The following is an 18,139-nucleotide window of genomic DNA, read 5'->3' as shown; positions in this document are numbered from 1 at the left end:
TTCCATGCCCGCGCGGCCCTCCCACACCCGCGCCGCGCGGGCGAACGCAGTGACACAAGGACTCGACCATGACGGATTCATGCTTCGCCGCACCCCCGGACTCCCCTGATTCCCCCGACCGCCCGACCGGCCCCGACCACGCGGACCGGCCAGGCGTCGTCCACCCCTCCGGCCACCCCTCCGGCCGCCCCTCCGGCGCCCAGGAGAAGATCGCGATCATCGGCATCGGCTGCCGGCTGCCGGGCGGCGCCAACGACCACCGGACGTTCTGGCAGAACCTGGTGGAGGGCAAGGACTGCATCACCCCGACCCCGCGCAGCCGCTACGACGTGGCCACCCTCGGCAGCCGGGACAAGGCCAAGCCGGGCAGGCTGGTGGGCGGCCGCGGCGGCTACATCGACGGCTTCGACGAGTTCGACCCGGCGTTCTTCGGCATCAGCGGCCGCGAGGCCGACCACATGGACCCGCAGCAGCGCAAGCTCCTGGAGGTCGCCTGGGAGGCCCTGGAGGACGGCGGCCAGAAGCCGGGTGAGCTGGCCGGCCGCGAAGTCGGCGTCTACGTGGGCGCGTTCACCCTGGACTACAAGATCGTCCAGTTCTCCGACCTCTCCTTCGAGACCCTGGCCGCGCACACCGCCACCGGCACGATGATGACGATGGTGTCGAACCGGATCTCGCACTGCTTCGACTTCCGCGGCCCCAGCGTCTCCCTCGACACCGCGTGCAGCTCCTCCCTGGTCGCCGTCCACCTCGCCGCCCAGAGCCTGCAGCGCGGCGAGACCGACCTCGCACTGGCCGGCGGCACCCTGCTGCACATCGCGCCGCAGTACACCATCGCCGAGACCAAGGGCGGCTTCCTCTCCCCGCAGGGCCGCTCCCGCACCTTCGACGCCTCGGCCGACGGCTACGTCCGCGCCGAGGGCGTCGCCGTGGTCGCGCTCAAGCGGCTCTCCGACGCCCAACGCGACGGCGACCCGATCCACGCCGTGATCATCGGCAGCGGCGTCAACCAGGACGGCCGCACCAACGGCATCACGGTGCCCAACCCGGACGCCCAGGTCACCCTGATCGAGCGGGTCTGCGCCGAGGCGGGCATCACCCCCGGCAGCCTCCAGTACGTCGAGGCGCACGGCACCTCCACCCCGGTCGGCGACCCGATCGAGGCCGGCGCCCTGGCCCGCGCCCTGCGGGTCGGCCGCCGCCCCGGCGACCAGTGCTACGTCGGCTCGGTGAAGACCAACATCGGCCACACCGAGTCGGCCTCCGGCCTGGCCGGGCTGATCAAGTCCGCGCTGGCGATCGAGCACCGCCTGATCCCGCCGCACATCAACCTGGAGCGGCTCAACCCGGCGATCGACCCGGCCACCCTGCCGTACGAGATCCCCACCGAGCCCACCCCCTGGCCGGCCCACCGCGGCCCCGCCCGGGCCGGCGTCAACTCCTTCGGCTTCGGCGGCACCAACGCCCACGTCCTGCTGGAGGCCGCCCCCGCACCGGCCGCCGAGCCCGCGCAGGCGCCGCCGCCCCGGTACACCGTCCTGCCGCTCACCGCGCGCGACGCCGCCGCGCTGCCCGAGCTGGCCGCCGGCGTCCAGGCCGAACTGACCGGCGTCCGCGGCGGCGCCCCCGTCTCCCTCGCCGACCTCGGCCACACCCTCGCCCACCGCCGCCAGCACCTGGACTCCCGGCTCTCGGTGGTCTACGACACCCGGGAGGCGCTGGACGACGCCCTCGGCGCCTACCTGCGCGGCGAGCCGCACCCCCGGGTGCTGACCGACCAGCGCCGCCCGGCCGGGCACCGCCGGCTGGCCTGGGTGTTCACCGGCATGGGCCCGCAGTGGTGGGCGATGGGCCGGCAGCTGTTCGCCGGCGAGCCGGTCTATCGCGAGGCCGTCGAGCGCTGCTCCGAGCACATCGCCGAGCTCACCGGCTGGTCGCTCACCGAGGAGCTGGCCGCCGACGAGTCCGCCTCCAGGATGGCCGAGACCTGGCTCGCCCAGCCCGCCAACTTCGCCGTCCAGATCGGCCTGGCCGCCCTCTGGCGCAGCCGCGGCGTGCGCCCCGACGCCGTCGTCGGCCACAGCACCGGCGAGGTCGCCGCCTTCCACGAGGCCGGGGTCTACGACCTGGCCGACGCGGTCAAGGTCGTGGTGCACCGCAGCCGCCTCCAGCAGCGACTGGCCGGCACCGGCGGCATGCTCGCCGTGGCGCTGTCCGAGGCCGAGGCGCTGCGCCGACTGCGCCCGCACGGCGACGCCGTCTCGGTCGCCGCGGTCAACAGTCCGACCTCGCTCACCCTCGCCGGGGACACCGACGTCCTGGCCGAACTGGCCGCCGAGCTGACCGCCGAGCAGGTCTTCGCCCGCCCGCTGACCGTCGAAGTGCCCTACCACAGCGCCCGGATGGAGCTGATCAGGGAGGAGCTGCTCGACTCGCTCGCCGACCTCAAGCCCCGCCCCGCCCAGGTGCCGCTCCACCTCACCGGCCGGGAGGGCACCGCCCACGGCACCGAGCTGGACGCCGCCTACTGGTGGCGCAACGTCCGCGACAGCGTGCGCTTCCGGCAGGCGGTGGAGCGGCTCGCCGACGACGGCTGCCGGCTCTTCCTGGAGATCGGCCCGCACCCCGTGCTGGGCCGGGCGATCCAGGAGACGCTGGAGGGCCGGCCCGGCGACGACCTCCCCGAGGTGCGGACCTTCCCCTCGATCCGCCGCCAGGAGGACGAGCAGGCCTGCTTCACCGCCTCGCTGGCCGCCCTGCACAACCTCGGCGCGGCCGTCGACTGGTCCGTCCTCCAGCCGTCCGGGCGGCCGGTGCCGCTGCCGCGCTACCCGTTCAAACGCGACCGGCACTGGGTCGAGCCCGGCGTGGTCGAGCAGGTCCGGCTCGGCCGGCTCGACCACCCGCTGCTCGGCCGCCGGCTGCCGAGCGCCGAGCCGCTCTGGGAGGCCCGGCTGGACGCCGAGGCGCTGCCCTACCTGGACGGCCACCGGATCCAGGGCGACGTGCTCTTCCCCGCGGCCGGCTATCTGGAGATGGCCGTCCAGGCGGTGCGCGCGCTGACCGGCGGCACCGACGCCGCGCTGGCCGGGATCGAGCTGCGCAAGGCGCTGTTCCTGCCCGACGGGGAGGCCCGGGCAGTCCAGCTCGCCCTCTCGGCCGAGGACGGCGGCTTCACCGTCAGCACCCTCGGCGAGGGCGGTCGGGAGCGTACCGTGCACGCCGCGGGCACCGTCCGCCCGGCCCAGCGCCGCCGCGGCGGCCACCGGCTGGACGCCGAGCTGATCCGCGGGCGCAGCGCCCGCCGGCTGTCCGGCCCCGACTGCTACACCGCCCTGGCCGCCCTCGGCTACCACTACGGCCCGGCCTTCCAGGGCATCGAGGAGGTCTGGATCGGCCCCGGGGAGGCGCTGGCCCGGATCCGCCCGACGGCGGCGATCGCCGGCACGACGGCCGGCCACCACGTCCACCCGGTGCTGATGGACGCCTGCTTCCAGACCCTGCTGACCCCCCAGCTGCTCACCGCCGCCGGCCCGGCCGGTACCGGCATCAAGCTGCCGCTGGCCATCGAGGAGGTCCGCCTGGACGCGGTCGGCGAGCGCCCGCTCTGGGTACACGCCACCGTCACCCGCGACGCCGGGGACGAACTGCTCGGCGACATCGCCGTGTACGACGAGGGCGGTGCCCCGCTCGGCGGGATCGGCGGCTTCCGCGCCACCGACGTCGAGAAGGCCGCCACCGCCGTCGGCCTCGCCACCATCGACGGCTGGCTCGCCGAGCCCGTCTGGCAGGAGCTCCCGGACGCTCCCGACACCCCCGACCTGCTCGCCGAACACCCCGACCACTGGCTGCTGTTCGCCGACGCCGGGGGAGTGGCCGAGGAGTTGGCCGCCCGGATCACCGCACGCGGCGGCAGCTGCCACCTGCTCCGCCCGGGCACCGGCTACCGGCCGGCCGCCGACGGGCGGGAGTCCACCGTCGAGCCCGGATCGGCCGAGGACCTCGGCCGGGTGCTGGCCGCACTGCGTGCCGCCGGCGCCCCCGACCCGGCGGCCGTCGTCCACCTCTGGAACCTCGACCGGCCCGCCCTCGCCGCCGCCGACCACGCCGCCGTGGCCGAGGGCACCGCCGCCGGCGCGTACAGCCTGGTCGCGCTCGCCGCCCTGCTGCCCGGCGAACTGCCCGAGGCCAGGCTGCACATCGTCACCCGCACCGCCCAGGCCACCGCCCCCGGTGAGCAGGTCGAACCGCTCGGCGCCCCGGCCTGGGGCATCGGCCGGGTGCTGCGCCACCAGGAGCTGCCCGGCCACCCCGGCAAGCTGGTCGACCTCGGCCCGGTCGCCGCGCCCGGCACCGAGGCGGCCGCGCTGCTGCGCGAGTTCGGGCTCGCCGACGAGGACGAGATCGCGTTGCGCGCGGGCCGCCGGCTGACCGCCCGGCTGCGCTCCGCCGAGGGCCTCACCAGGCCGCTGCCGCCCCGGCTGCGCCCGGACGGCAGCTACCTGGTGACGGGCGCCTTCGGTGCGCTCGGCCGACTGCTCTGCCGGACGCTGGTCCGGCGCGGCGCCCGCCGGCTGATCCTGGTCGGCCGCAGCCCGCTGCCCCCGCGCGGGCAGTGGCGCGGCCTCGACCCGCAGAGCCCGGCCGGACGCGCCGCCGCCTTCGTGCGCGAGCTGGAGGCCCTCGGCGCGCAGCCCGTCCCGGCGCCGCTGGACATCACCGACGAGCGGGCGCTGGCCGACTGGCTGGCCGAGTACCGCGCGCTCGACTCGCCGCCGATCCGGGGCGTCTTCCACCTGGCCGGGCAGGTCCGCGACACCCTCGTCCCCGAGCTGGACCGCGCGGTGTTCGACGCCGTCCACGGCCCCAAGGTGCTCGGCGCGTTCGCGCTGCACCGGCAGCTGGCCGGCGAACCGCTCGACCACTTCGTGCTGTTCGCCTCGATCGCCTCCCTGCTGACGACGGCCGGCCAGACCAACTACGCGGCCGGGAACGCCTTCCTGGACGCGCTGGCGCACCACCGCCGGGCCCTCGGGCTGCCCGCCCTCTCGCTCGACTGGGGGCCCTGGGCCACCGGCATGATCGAGGAGCTCGGACTGATCGACCACTACCGCAACAGCCGCGGCATGAGCTCGCTCGCGCCGGAGGCCGGTATGGCCGTGCTGGAACGGGTGCTCGGCCAGGACCGCGCCCAGCTGCTGGTCGCCACCGTGGTCGACTGGCCGGTCTTCCTCTCCTGGTACCCGGCGCCGCCACCGCTGGTCGCCGAGCTGGCCGCCGCCGCCCGGTCCGCCGCCCCGGCCCAGGAGCAGAGCAGCCTGCTGGAGGCACTGCGGGCGGCCGGCGAGGAGGAGCGCCGGGCGCTGCTCGCCGAGCGGTTCGCCGCGCTCGCCGCCACCGTGCTGCGGGTGCCCGTCGAGCAGATCGGGCCCGGCACCGGCCTGGGCGGCCTCGGCCTGGACTCGCTGCTCGCGATGGAGCTGCGCGCCCGGCTCAACACCGAGCTCGGCGTCGCCCTGCCGGTGGTGGCGCTGCTCGGCAACGCGCCGGTGGGCGAGCTGGTCGCCCGGCTGTACGAGGGCGTGGCCGAGCTGATCGAGGACGACGGCGCGGGCTCCGGCGGCGCCGAGGTTGAGCTCTTCCAGGACCCGACGAGCTTCCCGTTGACCCAGAACCAGAAGGCGCTCTGGTTCCTCAAACAGCTCAACCCGGACGGCTTCGCCTACAACATCGGCGGTGCGGTCGAGGTCCGGGTGGAGCTGGAGCCCGAGCTGATGGCCGCCGCCTTCCGGGCGATGGTCGAGCGCCACCCCAGCCTGCGGGCCAACTTCCTGCTCGACGGCGGCCGGGCCGTCCAGCGGGTGCGCGCCGAGGCCGAGCCGGACTTCCGGGTGTTCGACGTCCAGGGCCTGGAGTGGGCCGAGGTCCACGACCTGATCGTCCGCGAGTACCGCAAGCCGTACGACCTGGAGCACGACCCGCTGGTGCGGTTCCGGCTGTTCCGGCGCGGGCCGGAGCGCTGGGTGATCATGAAGGCCGTCCACCACATCATCTCGGACGCCATCTCCACCTTCACCTTCATCGAGGAGCTGCTCGCCGTCTACGAGGGGCTGCGCCAGGGCCGGGCCCCGCAGCTCCCCCCGGTCACCGCCCGCTACCTCGACTTCCTCAACCGGCAGAACGCCTTCCTGGCCGGCCGCGAGGCGCCGAGGATGCTCGACTACTGGCGTTCGCACCTGCCCGCCGAGGTGCCGATCCTCAGCCTGCCCACCGACAAGCCGCGCCCGGCGGTGCAGACGCACAACGGCGCCTCCGAGTTCCTCGTCCTCGACGAGGAGCTCAGCGCCCGGGTGCACGCGCTGGCCCGGGAGCACAACGTCACCGTCTTCATGGTGCTGCTCAGCGCCTACTACCTGCTGCTGCACGCCTATTCGGGCCAGGAGGACATCATCGTCGGCAGCCCGGTGACGGGCCGCACCGACGAGGAGTTCGCCTCCGTCTACGGCTACTTCGTCAACCCGCTGCCGCTGCACGTCTCGCTGGCCGGCGAGCCGACCGTGGCCGAGCTGCTGGCGCAGGTGCGCACCACCGTGCTGGGCGGGCTGGACAACCAGGAGTACCCGTTCGTCCTGCTGGTGGAGAAGCTCGGGCTGCAGCACGACCCGAGCCGCTCGGCGGTCTTCCAGGCGATGTTCATCCTGCTCCACCACAAGGTGGCCACCGAGAAGTACGGCTACCACCTGGAGTACATCGAACTCCCGGAGGAGGAGGGGCAGTTCGACCTCACGCTGTCCGCCTACGAGGACGAGGCCGAGCGTCGGTTCCACTGCGTCTTCAAGTACAACACCGACCTCTTCCTGCCGGAGACCATGCGGCGGCTGGCCGGCCACTACGTCAACCTGCTGTCCGGGCTGACCGCGGCCCGCGCCGAACAGCCCGCCACCGGAATGGAGTTGCTGGGCCTGGCGGAGCGCGCCCTGGTGCTCGGCCGGTGGAGCGGGGCCGAGCGCACGGTGGCCCACGAGGAGCCGGTCCACGAGCTGGTGCTGCGGGCGGCCGCGGCGGATCCGACCGCGCTCGCGGTCGCCGCCCCCGCCGAGTCCGGTGAGACCGTCCGGCTGACGTACGGCGAGCTGGCCGAGCGCTCCCGCCGGGCCGCCGAGCGGTTGCGGGCCCTCGGCGCCGGCCCCGGCTCGGTGGTGGCGCTCTGCCTCGACAAGTCCCCCGGACTGATCGTCGCCCTGCTGGCGGTGCTGCGCACCGGCGCCGCCTACCTGCCGCTCGACCCGGGCCACCCGGCCGACCGGCTGGCGTACATGGTCGAGCACGCCGGTGCGCGGCTGCTGGTCACCGAGGACGAGCGGCTGTCCGGGCTGCCGGCCCGGCTGGTCACCCCGGCGGAGCTGGCCTCGGCGGCCGGGCCCGCCGAACCGGTCGAGCCCGCCGAACCGGTCGAGGGCGCGGAGCCGATCGACGGGCCGGTCGACCCCGACGCCACCGCCTACGTCGTCTACACCTCCGGCTCCACCGGCCGCCCCAAGGCCGTCCGGGTCGGCCACCGCAACCTGGCCTCCGCCTACCAGGCCTGGCGCACCGAGTACCGGCTGGACACCGACGCCCGGGTCCACCTCCAGATGGCCGGCGCCGCCTTCGACGTCTTCACCGGGGACGTCGTCCGGGCGCTCTGCTCCGGCGGCGCCCTGGTGCTGGTCGGCCGGGAGCTGCTGTTCGACACCGCCCGGCTGTACGAGGTGATGCGGGCCGAGCGGGTGGACGCCGCCGAGTTCGTCCCGGCCGTGGTCCGCACCCTGATGAGCCACTGCGAGCGGGCCGGCACCCGGCTGGACTTCATGCGGCTGCTGGTGGTCGGCTCCGACGTCTGGAAGGTCGAGGAGTACCAGCGGCTGGGCGCCCTGTGCGGCCCGCGGACCAGGCTGGTCAACTCCTACGGGCTGACCGAGGCCACCATCGACAGCGCCTACTTCGAGGGCCCGGTCGACGGCCTGGAGCCCAGCCGGATGGTGCCGATCGGGCGGCCGTTCCCGAACAGCGCCCTCCTCCTGCTGGACGCGCACGGCCGGCCGGTCCCGCCCGGGGTCCCGGGCGAGCTGTGGATCGGCGGCTCCGGTGTGGCCCTCGGCTACGTCGGAGACCAGGAGCAGACCGACCGCCGCTTCGTCACCCGGCCGCTCGGCGGCCCCGACGGCACCGAGCCGCTGCGGCTCTACCGCACCGGGGACCTCGCCCGCTGGGACGCCTCGGGCGGGGTGCACCTGCTCGGCCGGGCCGACTCCCAGATCAAGGTGCGCGGCCACCGGATCGAGCTCGGCGAGATCGAGACCCAGCTCGCCGAGTGGCCCGAGCTCGCCCAGGCGGTGGTCACCGTCCGCCCCGACGCGAGCGGCGAGAACGTGCTCTGCGCCTACTGCGTCCCGGCCCCCGGGCGCACCCTGGACCGCCGGGAGCTCCGCCGCCACCTGGCCGGCTACCTGCCCACCTTCATGATCCCCGGCCACTTCACCGAGCTGGCCGCGCTGCCGCTCACCGCCAACGGCAAGGTGGACGTCGCGGCGCTGCCCGCCCCCCGGGCGGACGCCGGCGAGCAGGCCGTCGAACCGCCGGTGACCCTCTACGAGGTCCGGATGGCCGAGCACTGGCAGGCCCTGCTCGGGACCGGGGAGGTCGGCCTCCAGCACGACTTCTTCGAGGTCGGCGGCAGCTCGATCAAGCTGATCGAGCTGATCCACGGCCTCCAGGCGGAGTTCAACATCGGTATCCCGGTCAGCCTGCTGTTCAAGGTCACCACCCTGCACGGGATGGCCAGGACGGTGGAGCACATCGTCACCGGCCGGATCGAGGGCGCCCAGCCGTACCTCTGGTTCAACCAGGAGCAGCAGCAGACCCTCTTCTGCTTCCCGCCGGCGGGCGGCCACGGCCTGGTCTACCGCCAGTTCGCCGCCCACCTGCCCGAGTACCGGATGGTCGCCTTCAACTACGTCACGGGCGACGACAAGGTCACCCGCTACGCCGACCTGATCGACACCCTCCAGCCGGAGGGCCCGTGCGCCCTGCTCGGCTACTCGCTCGGCGGGAACCTCGCCTTCGAGGTGGCCAAGGAGCTGGAGCGGCGCGGCCGGGCGGTGCCAAATGTGGTGATCATGGACTCGCACCGCATCCCGGAGTCCTTCACCCTCGGCGACGAGCACGTCGAGGCCTTCGAGCGCGAGCTCGCCGAGCACCTGCACCGCCACACCGGCTCGGCGGTCGTCGCCCAGGAGACCCGCGAACAGGCCCGGGACTACCTGCAGTTCTGCAGCCGGACACCCAACCTCGGGGTGATCGCCGCCCCGGTCAGCGTGATCTCCGACGACGAGAAGGTGGCGCTCTACGCGGACGGCGAGCACGGCGCCTGGCACGGCAGCTCGGCCACCCGGACGGCGGTGTTCCGGGGCTTCGGCACCCACGCCGAGATGCTCGACCGCGAGTACAGCGGCCGCAACGCCGGGCTGGCCCGGGACATCCTCACCGGAGCCGCCCATGCGTCCTGAGACCGGCACCCCGCAGGCCCAGGCGCCCCGCAGGCCCCGGCCCGCCGCCCCGGCCCGCCGCCCCGAGACCCCCGGCGATCCCGGAGGTTCCAGCAGTCCCACACGAGAGGTGGACCGCCTCATGCTGAGGCAGCACCAGCCGCTGACCTATCCCTTCGAGCCGCTCGGGCTCGAACTCCACCCCAGGTACGCCGAGTTGCGCGAGCAGCCGCTGCCCCGGATCCGGATGCCCTACGGCGACGGCGCCTGGCTGGTCACCCGCTACGAGGACGTCCGGACCGTCCTGGCCGACCCGCGGTTCAGCCTCGCCGAGGCGATGGGCCAGGACCAGCCCCGAATGCGCCCGGTGTCCAGGACCGGCGCCGGCCTGTTCTCCACCGAGCCGCCCGAGCACACCCGGCTGCGCTCCCTGGTGGCCCGGGAGTTCAGCGCCCGCCGGGTCGAACGGCTGCGCGTGCGGGCCTGCGAGCTGGCCGAGGAGCTGGTCGACGGCATGCTGGCCGCCGGTCGGCCGGCCGAACTGGTCGAGGACTTCGCCATCCCGATGCCGACCACCATCATCTGCGAGGTGCTCGGCATCCCCGCCGAGGACCACCGGATGCTCTGGGGCTGGGCCGAGACGGTGCTCTCCGCCGTCACCCCCGGCGAGGTGCTCGCCGTCCAGGGCCAGGCCTTCATCGAGTACATGGCCGGGGTCCTCGACCTGCGCGGCCGCGAGCCCGGCGAGGACCTGCTGACCGTCCTGGTGGCCGCCTGCCGCGAACAGGGCCTGATCAGCGAGGACGAGCTGCTCTCCATCGCCTGCGACCTGCTGATCGCCGGCTTCGTCAGCACCACCAACCAGATCGGCAACTTCTTCCACCAGCTCCTCGTCAACCCCGACGAGCTGCGCAGGATCCGGGAGCGGCCCGAGCTGATCCCCCGGGCCGTCGAGGAGCTGATGCGGTACGTGCCGCTGCTCACCGGCTTCAGCCTGCCCCGGTACGCGACGGCCGACGTCGAGCTGGGCGGGGTGACGATCCGGGCCGGCGACGCGGTGATGATCGCCACCGCCGCCGCCAACCGTGACCCGGAGGTCTTCGAGGACCCGGAGCGCCTGGTGCTGGACCGCCCCGGCAACCCGCACATCGGCTTCGGCCACGGCGTGCACTACTGCATCGGCGCCCATCTGGCCCGGCTGGAGCTCCAGGTGGCGATCGAGACCGTGCTGCGCCGGATGCCGGGCCTGCGGCTGGCCGTGCCCGAGGACCAACTGCGCTGGAAGGCCGACGCGATGGTGAACGGCCTGCAGGCGCTCCCGGTCACCTGGTGACCGGCCCGACCACCCCGAGGACCACGAGGAAGGCCAGAGACATGGCGCGGGACACCGCTGACAGACGGCGGCGAGAAACGATGATCATCGTCGGTGGCGGCCTCGGCGGCCTCTCCACCGGCTGCTACGCCCGGATGAACGGGTACCGCACCCGGATCTTCGAGATGCACGAGATCCCCGGTGGCTCCTGCACCGGCTGGGAACGCAGCGACTTCACCTTCGACTGGTGCATCAGCTGGCTGCTCGGCAACGGCCCGGGCAACGAGATGTACCAGATCTGGCTGGAGCTGGGCGCCCTCCAGGGCAAGGAGATGCGGCACTTCGACGCGTTCAACATCGTCCGCGGCCGGGACGGCCGGGCGGTGTACTTCTACTCCGACCCGGACCGGCTGGAGGCCCACCTGCTGGGCATCTCACCGGCCGACGCCGCCCCGATCCGGGAGTTCTGCGACGGCATCCGGACCTTTCGCAAGGCCCTGGCGGTGTACCCGTTCCTCAAGCCCGTCGGCCTGATGGGCCGGGTCGAACGCTGGCGGATGCTGGCCTCGTTCCTGCCCTACTTCACCACCATCCGCCGGTCCATCACCGTGCTGATGACGGACTACGCGCAGCGCTTCCGCGAGCCGCTGCTGCGCGAGGCCTTCAACTTCATCCTCTACGAGAAGCACCCGGCCTTCCCGGTGCTGCCGTTCTACTTCCAGCTGGCCTCGCACGCCAACCAGGCCGCCGGGGTGCCCGAGGGCGGCTCGCTCGGCCTGGCCCGCTCGATCGAGCAGCGCTACCAGAAGCTCGGCGGCGAGATCACCTACAACGCCAAGGTCGAGGAGATCCTGGTCGAGGACGACCGCGCGGTGGGCGTGCGGCTGAGCGACGGCCGGGAGTTCCGCGCCGACATCGTGGTCTCCGCCGCCGACGGCCACACCACGGTGATGAAGCTGCTCAAGGGCCGCTACCTCAACGACACCTACCGACGGCTGTACACCTCGCTGATCGACGAGCCGGGCCAGCTGTCGCCCGGCTACGTCTCCCTCTTCCTGGGCCTGCGCCGGCCCTTCCCGGAGGGCGACCCGTGCACCACCTACCTGCTGGACGAGCACGAGGCCGCCGGGCTCACCGGCATCCGCTGCCCGAGCATGAACGTGCAGTTCCGCACCCGGCACTACCCGGAGCTGGCCCCGCGGGAGTCCACCGTGGTGTTCGCGACGTACTTCTCCGACATCGAGCCCTGGCGGGCGCTGCGCGAGGGCCCGGAGCAGTCCTCCCGGGTGCGCCGCGGCGAGGAGCTGCACACCCTGCCGGTCAAGCACGGCCGGGAGTACACCGCGGCCAAGCGCAGGGTCCGCGGCGGCATCGTCTCCTTCCTGGACGAGCGCTTCCCCGGCTTCAAGGACGCCGTGGCCGTCGCGGACGTCTCCACCCCGCTCACCCAGGTCCGCTACACCGGCGTCTACGACGGCACCTTCCCCGGCTGGAACCCCTTCGTCGAGGGCAGCGAGACGGTGGAGGAGGAGATCAAGAAGAACGGCCCGGTGCTGCCCGGGCTCTCCGACTTCTACCTCTCCGGGGTCTGGGCCACCATCGGCGGCCTGATCCGGGCCGCCGCCGCCGGACGGCACGTGATGCAGTTCGTCTGCCGCGACGACGGGCGGGAGTTCCACGCCGAGATCGACGAGAGCGCGCCGCCGCCGACCCATCTGATCCTCCCTGTCGGGCGCCCGCCGCAGCAGGCCGCCCCGGTCGAGGAGATCCCGTCCACCAGCACCGTTTCGACAGGGGCCCTGGCATGAAGATCGAGAAGTGGGTGGTCCGCGAGCACCTCGACGGGGTGCCCGACGTCAACCGGATCTACCGGAAGGTGACGGAGGAGGTCGAGATCCGCCTGCGCCCGGACGAGATGCTGTTCCGGACCAGGTACGTCTCCGTCGACCCGTACCAGAACGGCCTCGCGCTGGAGACGCCGATCGGCGACCACATGGGCGCCGACTCCGTCATGGAGGTGCTGGAGGCCGGGCCCGAGGCGGCCTTCCAGGTGGGGGACCTCGTGCAGGGCTTCGGCGGCTGGCGCAGCCACGTCGTCCACAACGGCGCCGAGGAGCTGTGGAAGACCGGCATCTTCCCGATGGTCTTCCCGGCCTACCGCCGGCTCGACCCGGCCCACTACGACGAGCGGCTGCCGCTCTCCACCGCGCTCGGCATCATGGGCGCCCCGGGGATGACGGCCTGGGGCACCCTCACCACCTTCCTGGCCGTCCGCCCCGGCGACACCGTGGTGATCAGCGGCGCCTCCGGCTCGATCGGCACCCTGGTGGGCCAGTTGGCCAGGCGGGCCGGCGCCGGCCGGGTGGTCGGCACCACCGCCTCGGCCGCCAAGGCCGCGTACCTGCGGGAGCTCGGCTTCGACGAGGTGGTGCTGTACGACCAGGCGGACGACGCCGAGAAGGTCCGCGGGGCGCTGCTGGCGGCCGCCCCCGACGGTGTCGACCGGTACTTCGACAACCTCGGCGGGAGCGTCACCGACGCGGTGTTCACCATGCTCAACGTGGACAGCCGGGTCGCCGTCTGCTGGCAGTGGGCGACGACGGTCAACGGCGAGCTGACCGGGCCCAGGCTGCTGCCGTACATCATGTTCCCGCGCACCACCATCCGCGGCATCTTCGCCCAGGAGTGGTTCACCGAGGCGAAGTTGACCGAGATGCACGAGGATCTCGGCGGGCTGGTGCGAAGCGGTGGGATCCGCTACCACCAGACCGTCCACAAGGGCTTCGACGCGATCCCGCAGGCCTACCGCAGCCTCTTCCTGGACCGGGACGCCAACCGGGGCAAGGTCCTGGTCGAGGTGTGAGAACGGGAGGAGGGCGGGCCGCCGGCCCGCCCTCCTCCCGTTCCGGCCGACCCGCGGTCAGCCGTCAGCCGTCAGTCGTCGTCGCCGTCCAGGCCGTCCAGACCGCCCGGGTCGCTGCCGTCCGGGGTGCCGCTGATCGCGTACCCCTGGCGGCGCGCCTCGTAGCAGGCCACCGTCGCGGCCGCCGAGACGTTCAGCGAGCCGACCCGGCCCAGCTGCGGGACGAACGCCACCGCGTCGCAGAGCGCCAGCGCGTCGGGGGTGATGCCGCGGTCCTCGTGCCCGAGCACGAAGGCGACCGCCGGGGTCAGCTCGGTGCCGAACAGCGGCGCCGCCTCGTCGGCCAGCTCCAGACCGACCACCTTGAAGCCGTCCGCCTTGGCGGAGGCCACCGCCTCGGCGACGGTGGGGAAGTGTTCGACCTTCAGGTACTTGTCGGTGCCCATCGCGGCCTTCTGCGCGCCCGACGAGCGCACCGACGGGGTGTCGCCCGTCAGGTACAGCTTCTCGGCGCCCATCGCGGCCGCCGTCCGGACGACCGAGCCGACGTTGAACGGCGACTGCAGGTTCTCCAGGATCATCGCGAGCCGGAACTCGTTGCTGCGCCGCCACTGGCGGTGCAGGCGCTTCAGTTCGGTCCCGCGGAGCTGCTTCACGACGTCGTACCTCGTCCACTCTCGGGGCCCGCGCCCTCCGGGCGGGGCCGCGCTTCCAGAATCCGGAACCCGTTGACCGACGTGGCGCGGGTGGTCGGGTAGCCCTGCTCGTTCAGCCACTTCTGCAGCGAGTCCGAACCGAGGTTGCGCTGGACGACCAGGAAGGCCGAGCCGTCCGGGGTGAGCCGGCCGAGCCACTGGTGCAGCAGCCCGCGCAGGGCGGCCTTGCCGACGCGGATCGGCGGGTTGGAGTAGATCGCCGCGAACCGCAGGTCCGCGGGGACGTCCTCCGGCAGTGCCGCGTGCACGTTGCCCAGGCCGAGGGCCTGCGCGTTGAGCTCCACCAGCTCCAGGGCGCGGGTGTTGATGTCCACGGCCCACACCGGGAGGCGCTTGCGCCTGCTCGCCCAGGTCAGCGCGATCGGGCCGTAGCCGCAGCCGACGTCCAGGATCGGGCCGCGGACCCGGGGCAGCGGGGCGTGCTCCAGCAGCACCCGGGTACCCGGGTCCAGCCGGCTTCGGGAGAACACGCCGGTGTCGGTGGTCAGTTCCAGGGTGAGGTCCGGCAGGGAGACCGTGATCGGCCGGCGCTCGCTGGCGACCTCGGGTGCACCGGTGAAGTAGTGCGAGCCGGACATGCTTTCCCCGTCGTTCGTCTGGGCCTCGGGGCCACCGGGTGGGTGCGGGTAAGCCCTGCTGGTACGGCACTGATGGTACCCCCGGTGGCCTTCGGCCTGGCATCCGCGCAGGTGGGGGGCGGTGCAGTGGGTCTCCGCGGCACCGGGCGGGCCGGGCCCGGCAACACGCCGGGCGCCGGGCGGCACATCGCGTCCGAGCGCTCGGCGGCGGATACTTCCAGTACCCCCACCAGGGCCCGTGGGAGGCTCCGAACAGCGAGGACGGACGCCATGCCGCAAGATCCCGAGGACTATCTGGACGAGGTCGCCGAGGCCGTGGAGCCGGACGAGGAGGCCGAGGAGGGCGACGAGTACGACGAGCTGGCCGAACGCCGCGCCCTCGGCGCCGACCCGGCCACCGAGGTCGCGGACGTCGCGGAGCAGAGCCGGATCGTCCAGCTCGACGAGGACGAGTACCGGGAGTAGGCGCTCTCGGCCGGACAGGGCCTAAAGCGCGCCGCGTCGCTGGAGCCAGGTGAACGCCGCCCAGCCGGGCAGTACCGGCAGCACCAGCGTCAGCAGGCGGTAGAGCGCCACGGAGGCCAGCGCGCCGCCCTCCTCCATGGAGGCGGTGTGCTCCAGCAGCGTGACCAGCGCGCTGTCCACGGCGCCGGCCCCACCCGGGGTCGGCGCCGCGTTGCCGACGGCGTTGCCGATCAGGAACACCACCGCGACCGAGGCGAAGGCCGGCTCCCGCCCGACCGCCCGGGTGCAGCAGTACAGACAGGCGACCAGGCAGATCGAGACCAGCAGCTGGCCGGTGAGGCCGACCGCCAGCCGCCCGGGGTTGCGCAGCAGCTCCAGCAGCCGGGGCAGCACCTCGGAGGTGAGCGGCCGCAGGCGGGCGGCCAGCCAGCGCCGGGCCGGCGGCACGGCGGAGACCAGCCCCAGCAGCACGGCGGCGCCCGCGAGCCCGCCGACCACGGCCGGCAGCGCGTCCAGCTCGGAGCCGCCCGGCTCCAGGCCCAGCAGGTAGACGAAGGCGCCCAGCTGCAGCAGGTGCAGCACCAGGCCGAAGAGCTGCCCGACACCGACGCTGGAGAGCGCCTGGGCGGTCGGGATCCCGGCCCGCTGGAGGAAGCGGGTGTTCAGCGCGACCCCGCCGACGCCGCCGGGCGAGACCAGCTTCACGAAGGCCCCGGCGACCTGGGCGAACACGGCGTTGCGGAAGTCCAGCCGCTCCGGCACGAAGCCGACGAACCCCATCGCCGCCGTGACGTGGCTGGCCGCCGCGGCCAGCAGGGCCAGCGCCAGCCAGGCCGGGTCGGCGTCGGCGATGGTGGCGACGGGGTTCTGCTCGCTGGCGAACAGCTGCGGCAGCAGCAGCCAGCCGGCCACCACCCCGCCGACCACGGCGAGCAGTGTGCGCGGCCGCAGCCGCTCCAGCTTCACCGGCCGCACCGGGGCCTGCGGCTGGGTGCGCAGCACCTCGGCGCGGATCGCGTCCAGCAGCTCCACCGGCTGGGCGGGCGCGGTGGTGTCGGGGGCGGTGGTGTCGGGCGCGGTGGTGGCAGCGGCGTCGGGTGCGTCGGAGGCGGTGCGCTGCACGGGTACCCGGGGGGCGGTGGCCGGGTCGGCCGCGCCCTGGCTCTCCGGGCTCTGGCTCTCCGGGCTCTGGCTCCCCGGGCCCGGGCCTTGGCTCTGCTCGGCCTGCCGCACGGCGGCCCGCTGGGCGGCGGCGGCCTGCTTCAGGGCGCCGCGGGTGCCGCGGGCCAGCGCGATCGGCTGCAGCAGCGGCAGCGCCGCGCCGACGGCGTCCGGACCCAGCACCGCCACCGCGCTGCGCACCGCGCGCTCGGCGCCGACCCGCAGCGCCAGGGTGGTGAGCAGTTGGGCGATGTCGCAGCAGAGCACCAGTTCGCCGGCCGCGATGTCGCCGTCCGCGAGGTCCACCAGGTGCACCGCGCCGGCCTCGTCGACCAGCACCGAGGAGGGGACCAGTGCCCGGTGCGAGATCTCCCGCCGCTGGAGCAGCGAGAGCTGGGTCCAGGCGTCGGCGAGCAGCGCGTCGGTGAGCTCCTCGTCGGCGAGCCGGTCCAGGGTGCGGCCGGGCAGGTACTCGTACGCGACCAGGGCGGTGTCCCGGCCCAGCTCGGCGGTGGCGGCGATCCGCCGGGTGCGGACGCCGGCCGCGACGGCGGCGTAGGAGACCAGGGCCTCGTGCTCCAGCCCGGTGCGCAGCGAGCGCAGCGCCCGGGGGTGCGGGGCGGTGCGCAGCCGCAGCCGGCGCCAGGCGCGCTGGACGAGGGCGGCCGTCACCGCCTGTCGGTCGAGCAGCTGGACGTCGAGGTCGGGGCGGTCGCCCTGCTGCTCGACGCGGTAGCGGTCCGGGCCGGCCGGGCGGGCGGCGGTCGGGCGCAGGCCCGCCTCGCGCAGGCTCCGCAGCAGCCGGTCGGGCTGCGGCCGGGGGTCCGGGGTGCCGACGGCGTAGAGGGTGCCGTGGGCGGTGGTCCAGCCGATCAGCAGGCCGAGCAGCAGGGCGGTCGGGGTGGCGTACCCGCCGGCCAGTCCGGCCAGTCCGGAGACCCCGAGGACCGCCCACGGCACCCGGCGCTCGCGGGCGCCGGAGGCCGTCATGAAGGCGAGCACCGGCGCGAGGTAGCCGTACACCGGCTCGGTGTGGCCGAGTCCGCCGTCGGGCAGTGACTGGGTCAGTGCGGCGAGCACCGAGACGGGGGCGAGGCCGTCGGCCCACAGGCCGAAGGCGAGCGAGACGCCGTAGGCGAGGACGGCGGCCAGCAGGCCGTCGGCGACCTGCTGGAGCCCGCGCCGCCGGTCGGCGGCGAGCAGTCGCCGGGCCGCCGAGTAGGCCGGTACCAGCAGCAGGGCGGCGGTGGACAGCACCCCGACGGCCTTGGCGAGCGGGCGCGGTACCAGCCGGGCCAGCTGGGCGACATCGGCGGCGACGCCACCGGTGGTGGCCCGGGCGTAGTCGGCGAGCAGCAGGGTCAGCGCGATCGCGGCGACCCCGACGAACAGCCGGATCAGTGCCACCGGCTGCCGGATCCGCCCGGTCCCGGGTTCGGCCGGCTCGGCGGGAGGTCCGCCGGGTATGCCGGTCTCGCTGGTACCGCCGGTACCGCTGTCCGATCTCTGCGTCACGA

The 18,139-nt window shown here is 74.1% G+C and carries 8 protein-coding genes; 5 read left to right on the top strand and 3 right to left on the bottom strand.

Annotation, left to right across the window (positions count from 1 at the left end; genetic code table 11):
• Positions 1-68: 68 nt before the first annotated feature.
• The 4 genes from ACIGZJ_RS12290 to ACIGZJ_RS12275 all read left to right on the top strand — a co-directional run bounded on the left by ACIGZJ_RS12290 (position 69) and on the right by ACIGZJ_RS12275 (position 13,702).
• The gene (locus ACIGZJ_RS12290) at positions 69-9,548 is read left to right on the top strand and encodes an amino acid adenylation domain-containing protein (protein ID WP_396457100.1); all 9,480 of its coding nucleotides are present in this window, start codon (positions 69-71) and stop codon (positions 9,546-9,548) included.
• 121 nt (positions 9,549-9,669) lie between these two features.
• Positions 9,670-10,860, top strand: coding sequence for a cytochrome P450 (locus ACIGZJ_RS12285; protein ID WP_396457099.1), 1,191 nt, complete (start codon positions 9,670-9,672; stop codon positions 10,858-10,860).
• Positions 10,861-10,901: 41 nt separating this feature from the next.
• Positions 10,902-12,647, top strand: coding sequence for a phytoene desaturase family protein (locus tag ACIGZJ_RS12280; protein WP_396457098.1), 1,746 nt, complete (start codon positions 10,902-10,904; stop codon positions 12,645-12,647).
• Positions 12,644-13,702, top strand: coding sequence for an MDR family NADP-dependent oxidoreductase (locus tag ACIGZJ_RS12275; protein ID WP_396457097.1), 1,059 nt, complete (start codon positions 12,644-12,646; stop codon positions 13,700-13,702). Before ACIGZJ_RS12280 ends, ACIGZJ_RS12275 begins: the two co-directional genes overlap by 4 nt.
• Before the next feature lie 71 nt (positions 13,703-13,773).
• On the opposite strand, the gene ACIGZJ_RS12270 is transcribed toward ACIGZJ_RS12275, so the two are convergent.
• Both ACIGZJ_RS12270 and ACIGZJ_RS12265 read right to left on the bottom strand, forming a co-directional pair.
• Positions 13,774-14,358, bottom strand: coding sequence for a TrmH family RNA methyltransferase (locus ACIGZJ_RS12270; protein WP_387946609.1), 585 nt, complete (start codon positions 14,356-14,358; stop codon positions 13,774-13,776).
• A complete protein-coding gene (locus ACIGZJ_RS12265) occupies positions 14,355-14,996 on the bottom strand; it encodes a class I SAM-dependent methyltransferase (protein ID WP_392937053.1) in 642 nt (213 codons plus the stop codon). Before ACIGZJ_RS12265 ends, ACIGZJ_RS12270 begins: the two co-directional genes overlap by 4 nt.
• Before the next feature lie 270 nt (positions 14,997-15,266).
• Here ACIGZJ_RS12265 and ACIGZJ_RS12260 point away from each other — a divergent pair, with 270 nt between their 5' ends.
• Complete coding sequence (locus tag ACIGZJ_RS12260) at positions 15,267-15,461, top strand: hypothetical protein (protein WP_396457096.1); 195 nt, start codon at positions 15,267-15,269, stop codon at positions 15,459-15,461.
• A gap of 21 nt (positions 15,462-15,482) precedes the next feature.
• Here the strand turns inward: ACIGZJ_RS12260 and ACIGZJ_RS12255 are convergent, their stop codons facing one another.
• Complete coding sequence (locus ACIGZJ_RS12255; protein WP_396457095.1) at positions 15,483-18,137, bottom strand: lysylphosphatidylglycerol synthase domain-containing protein; 2,655 nt, start codon at positions 18,135-18,137, stop codon at positions 15,483-15,485.
• Between the last annotated feature and the right edge of the window lie 2 nt (positions 18,138-18,139).

The sequence above is a fragment of the Kitasatospora sp. NPDC052868 genome, assembly GCF_044547105.1.
Taxonomy (GTDB): Bacteria; Actinomycetota; Actinomycetes; order Streptomycetales; family Streptomycetaceae; genus Kitasatospora.
This window is presented reverse-complemented; position numbering and strand designations above follow the sequence as displayed.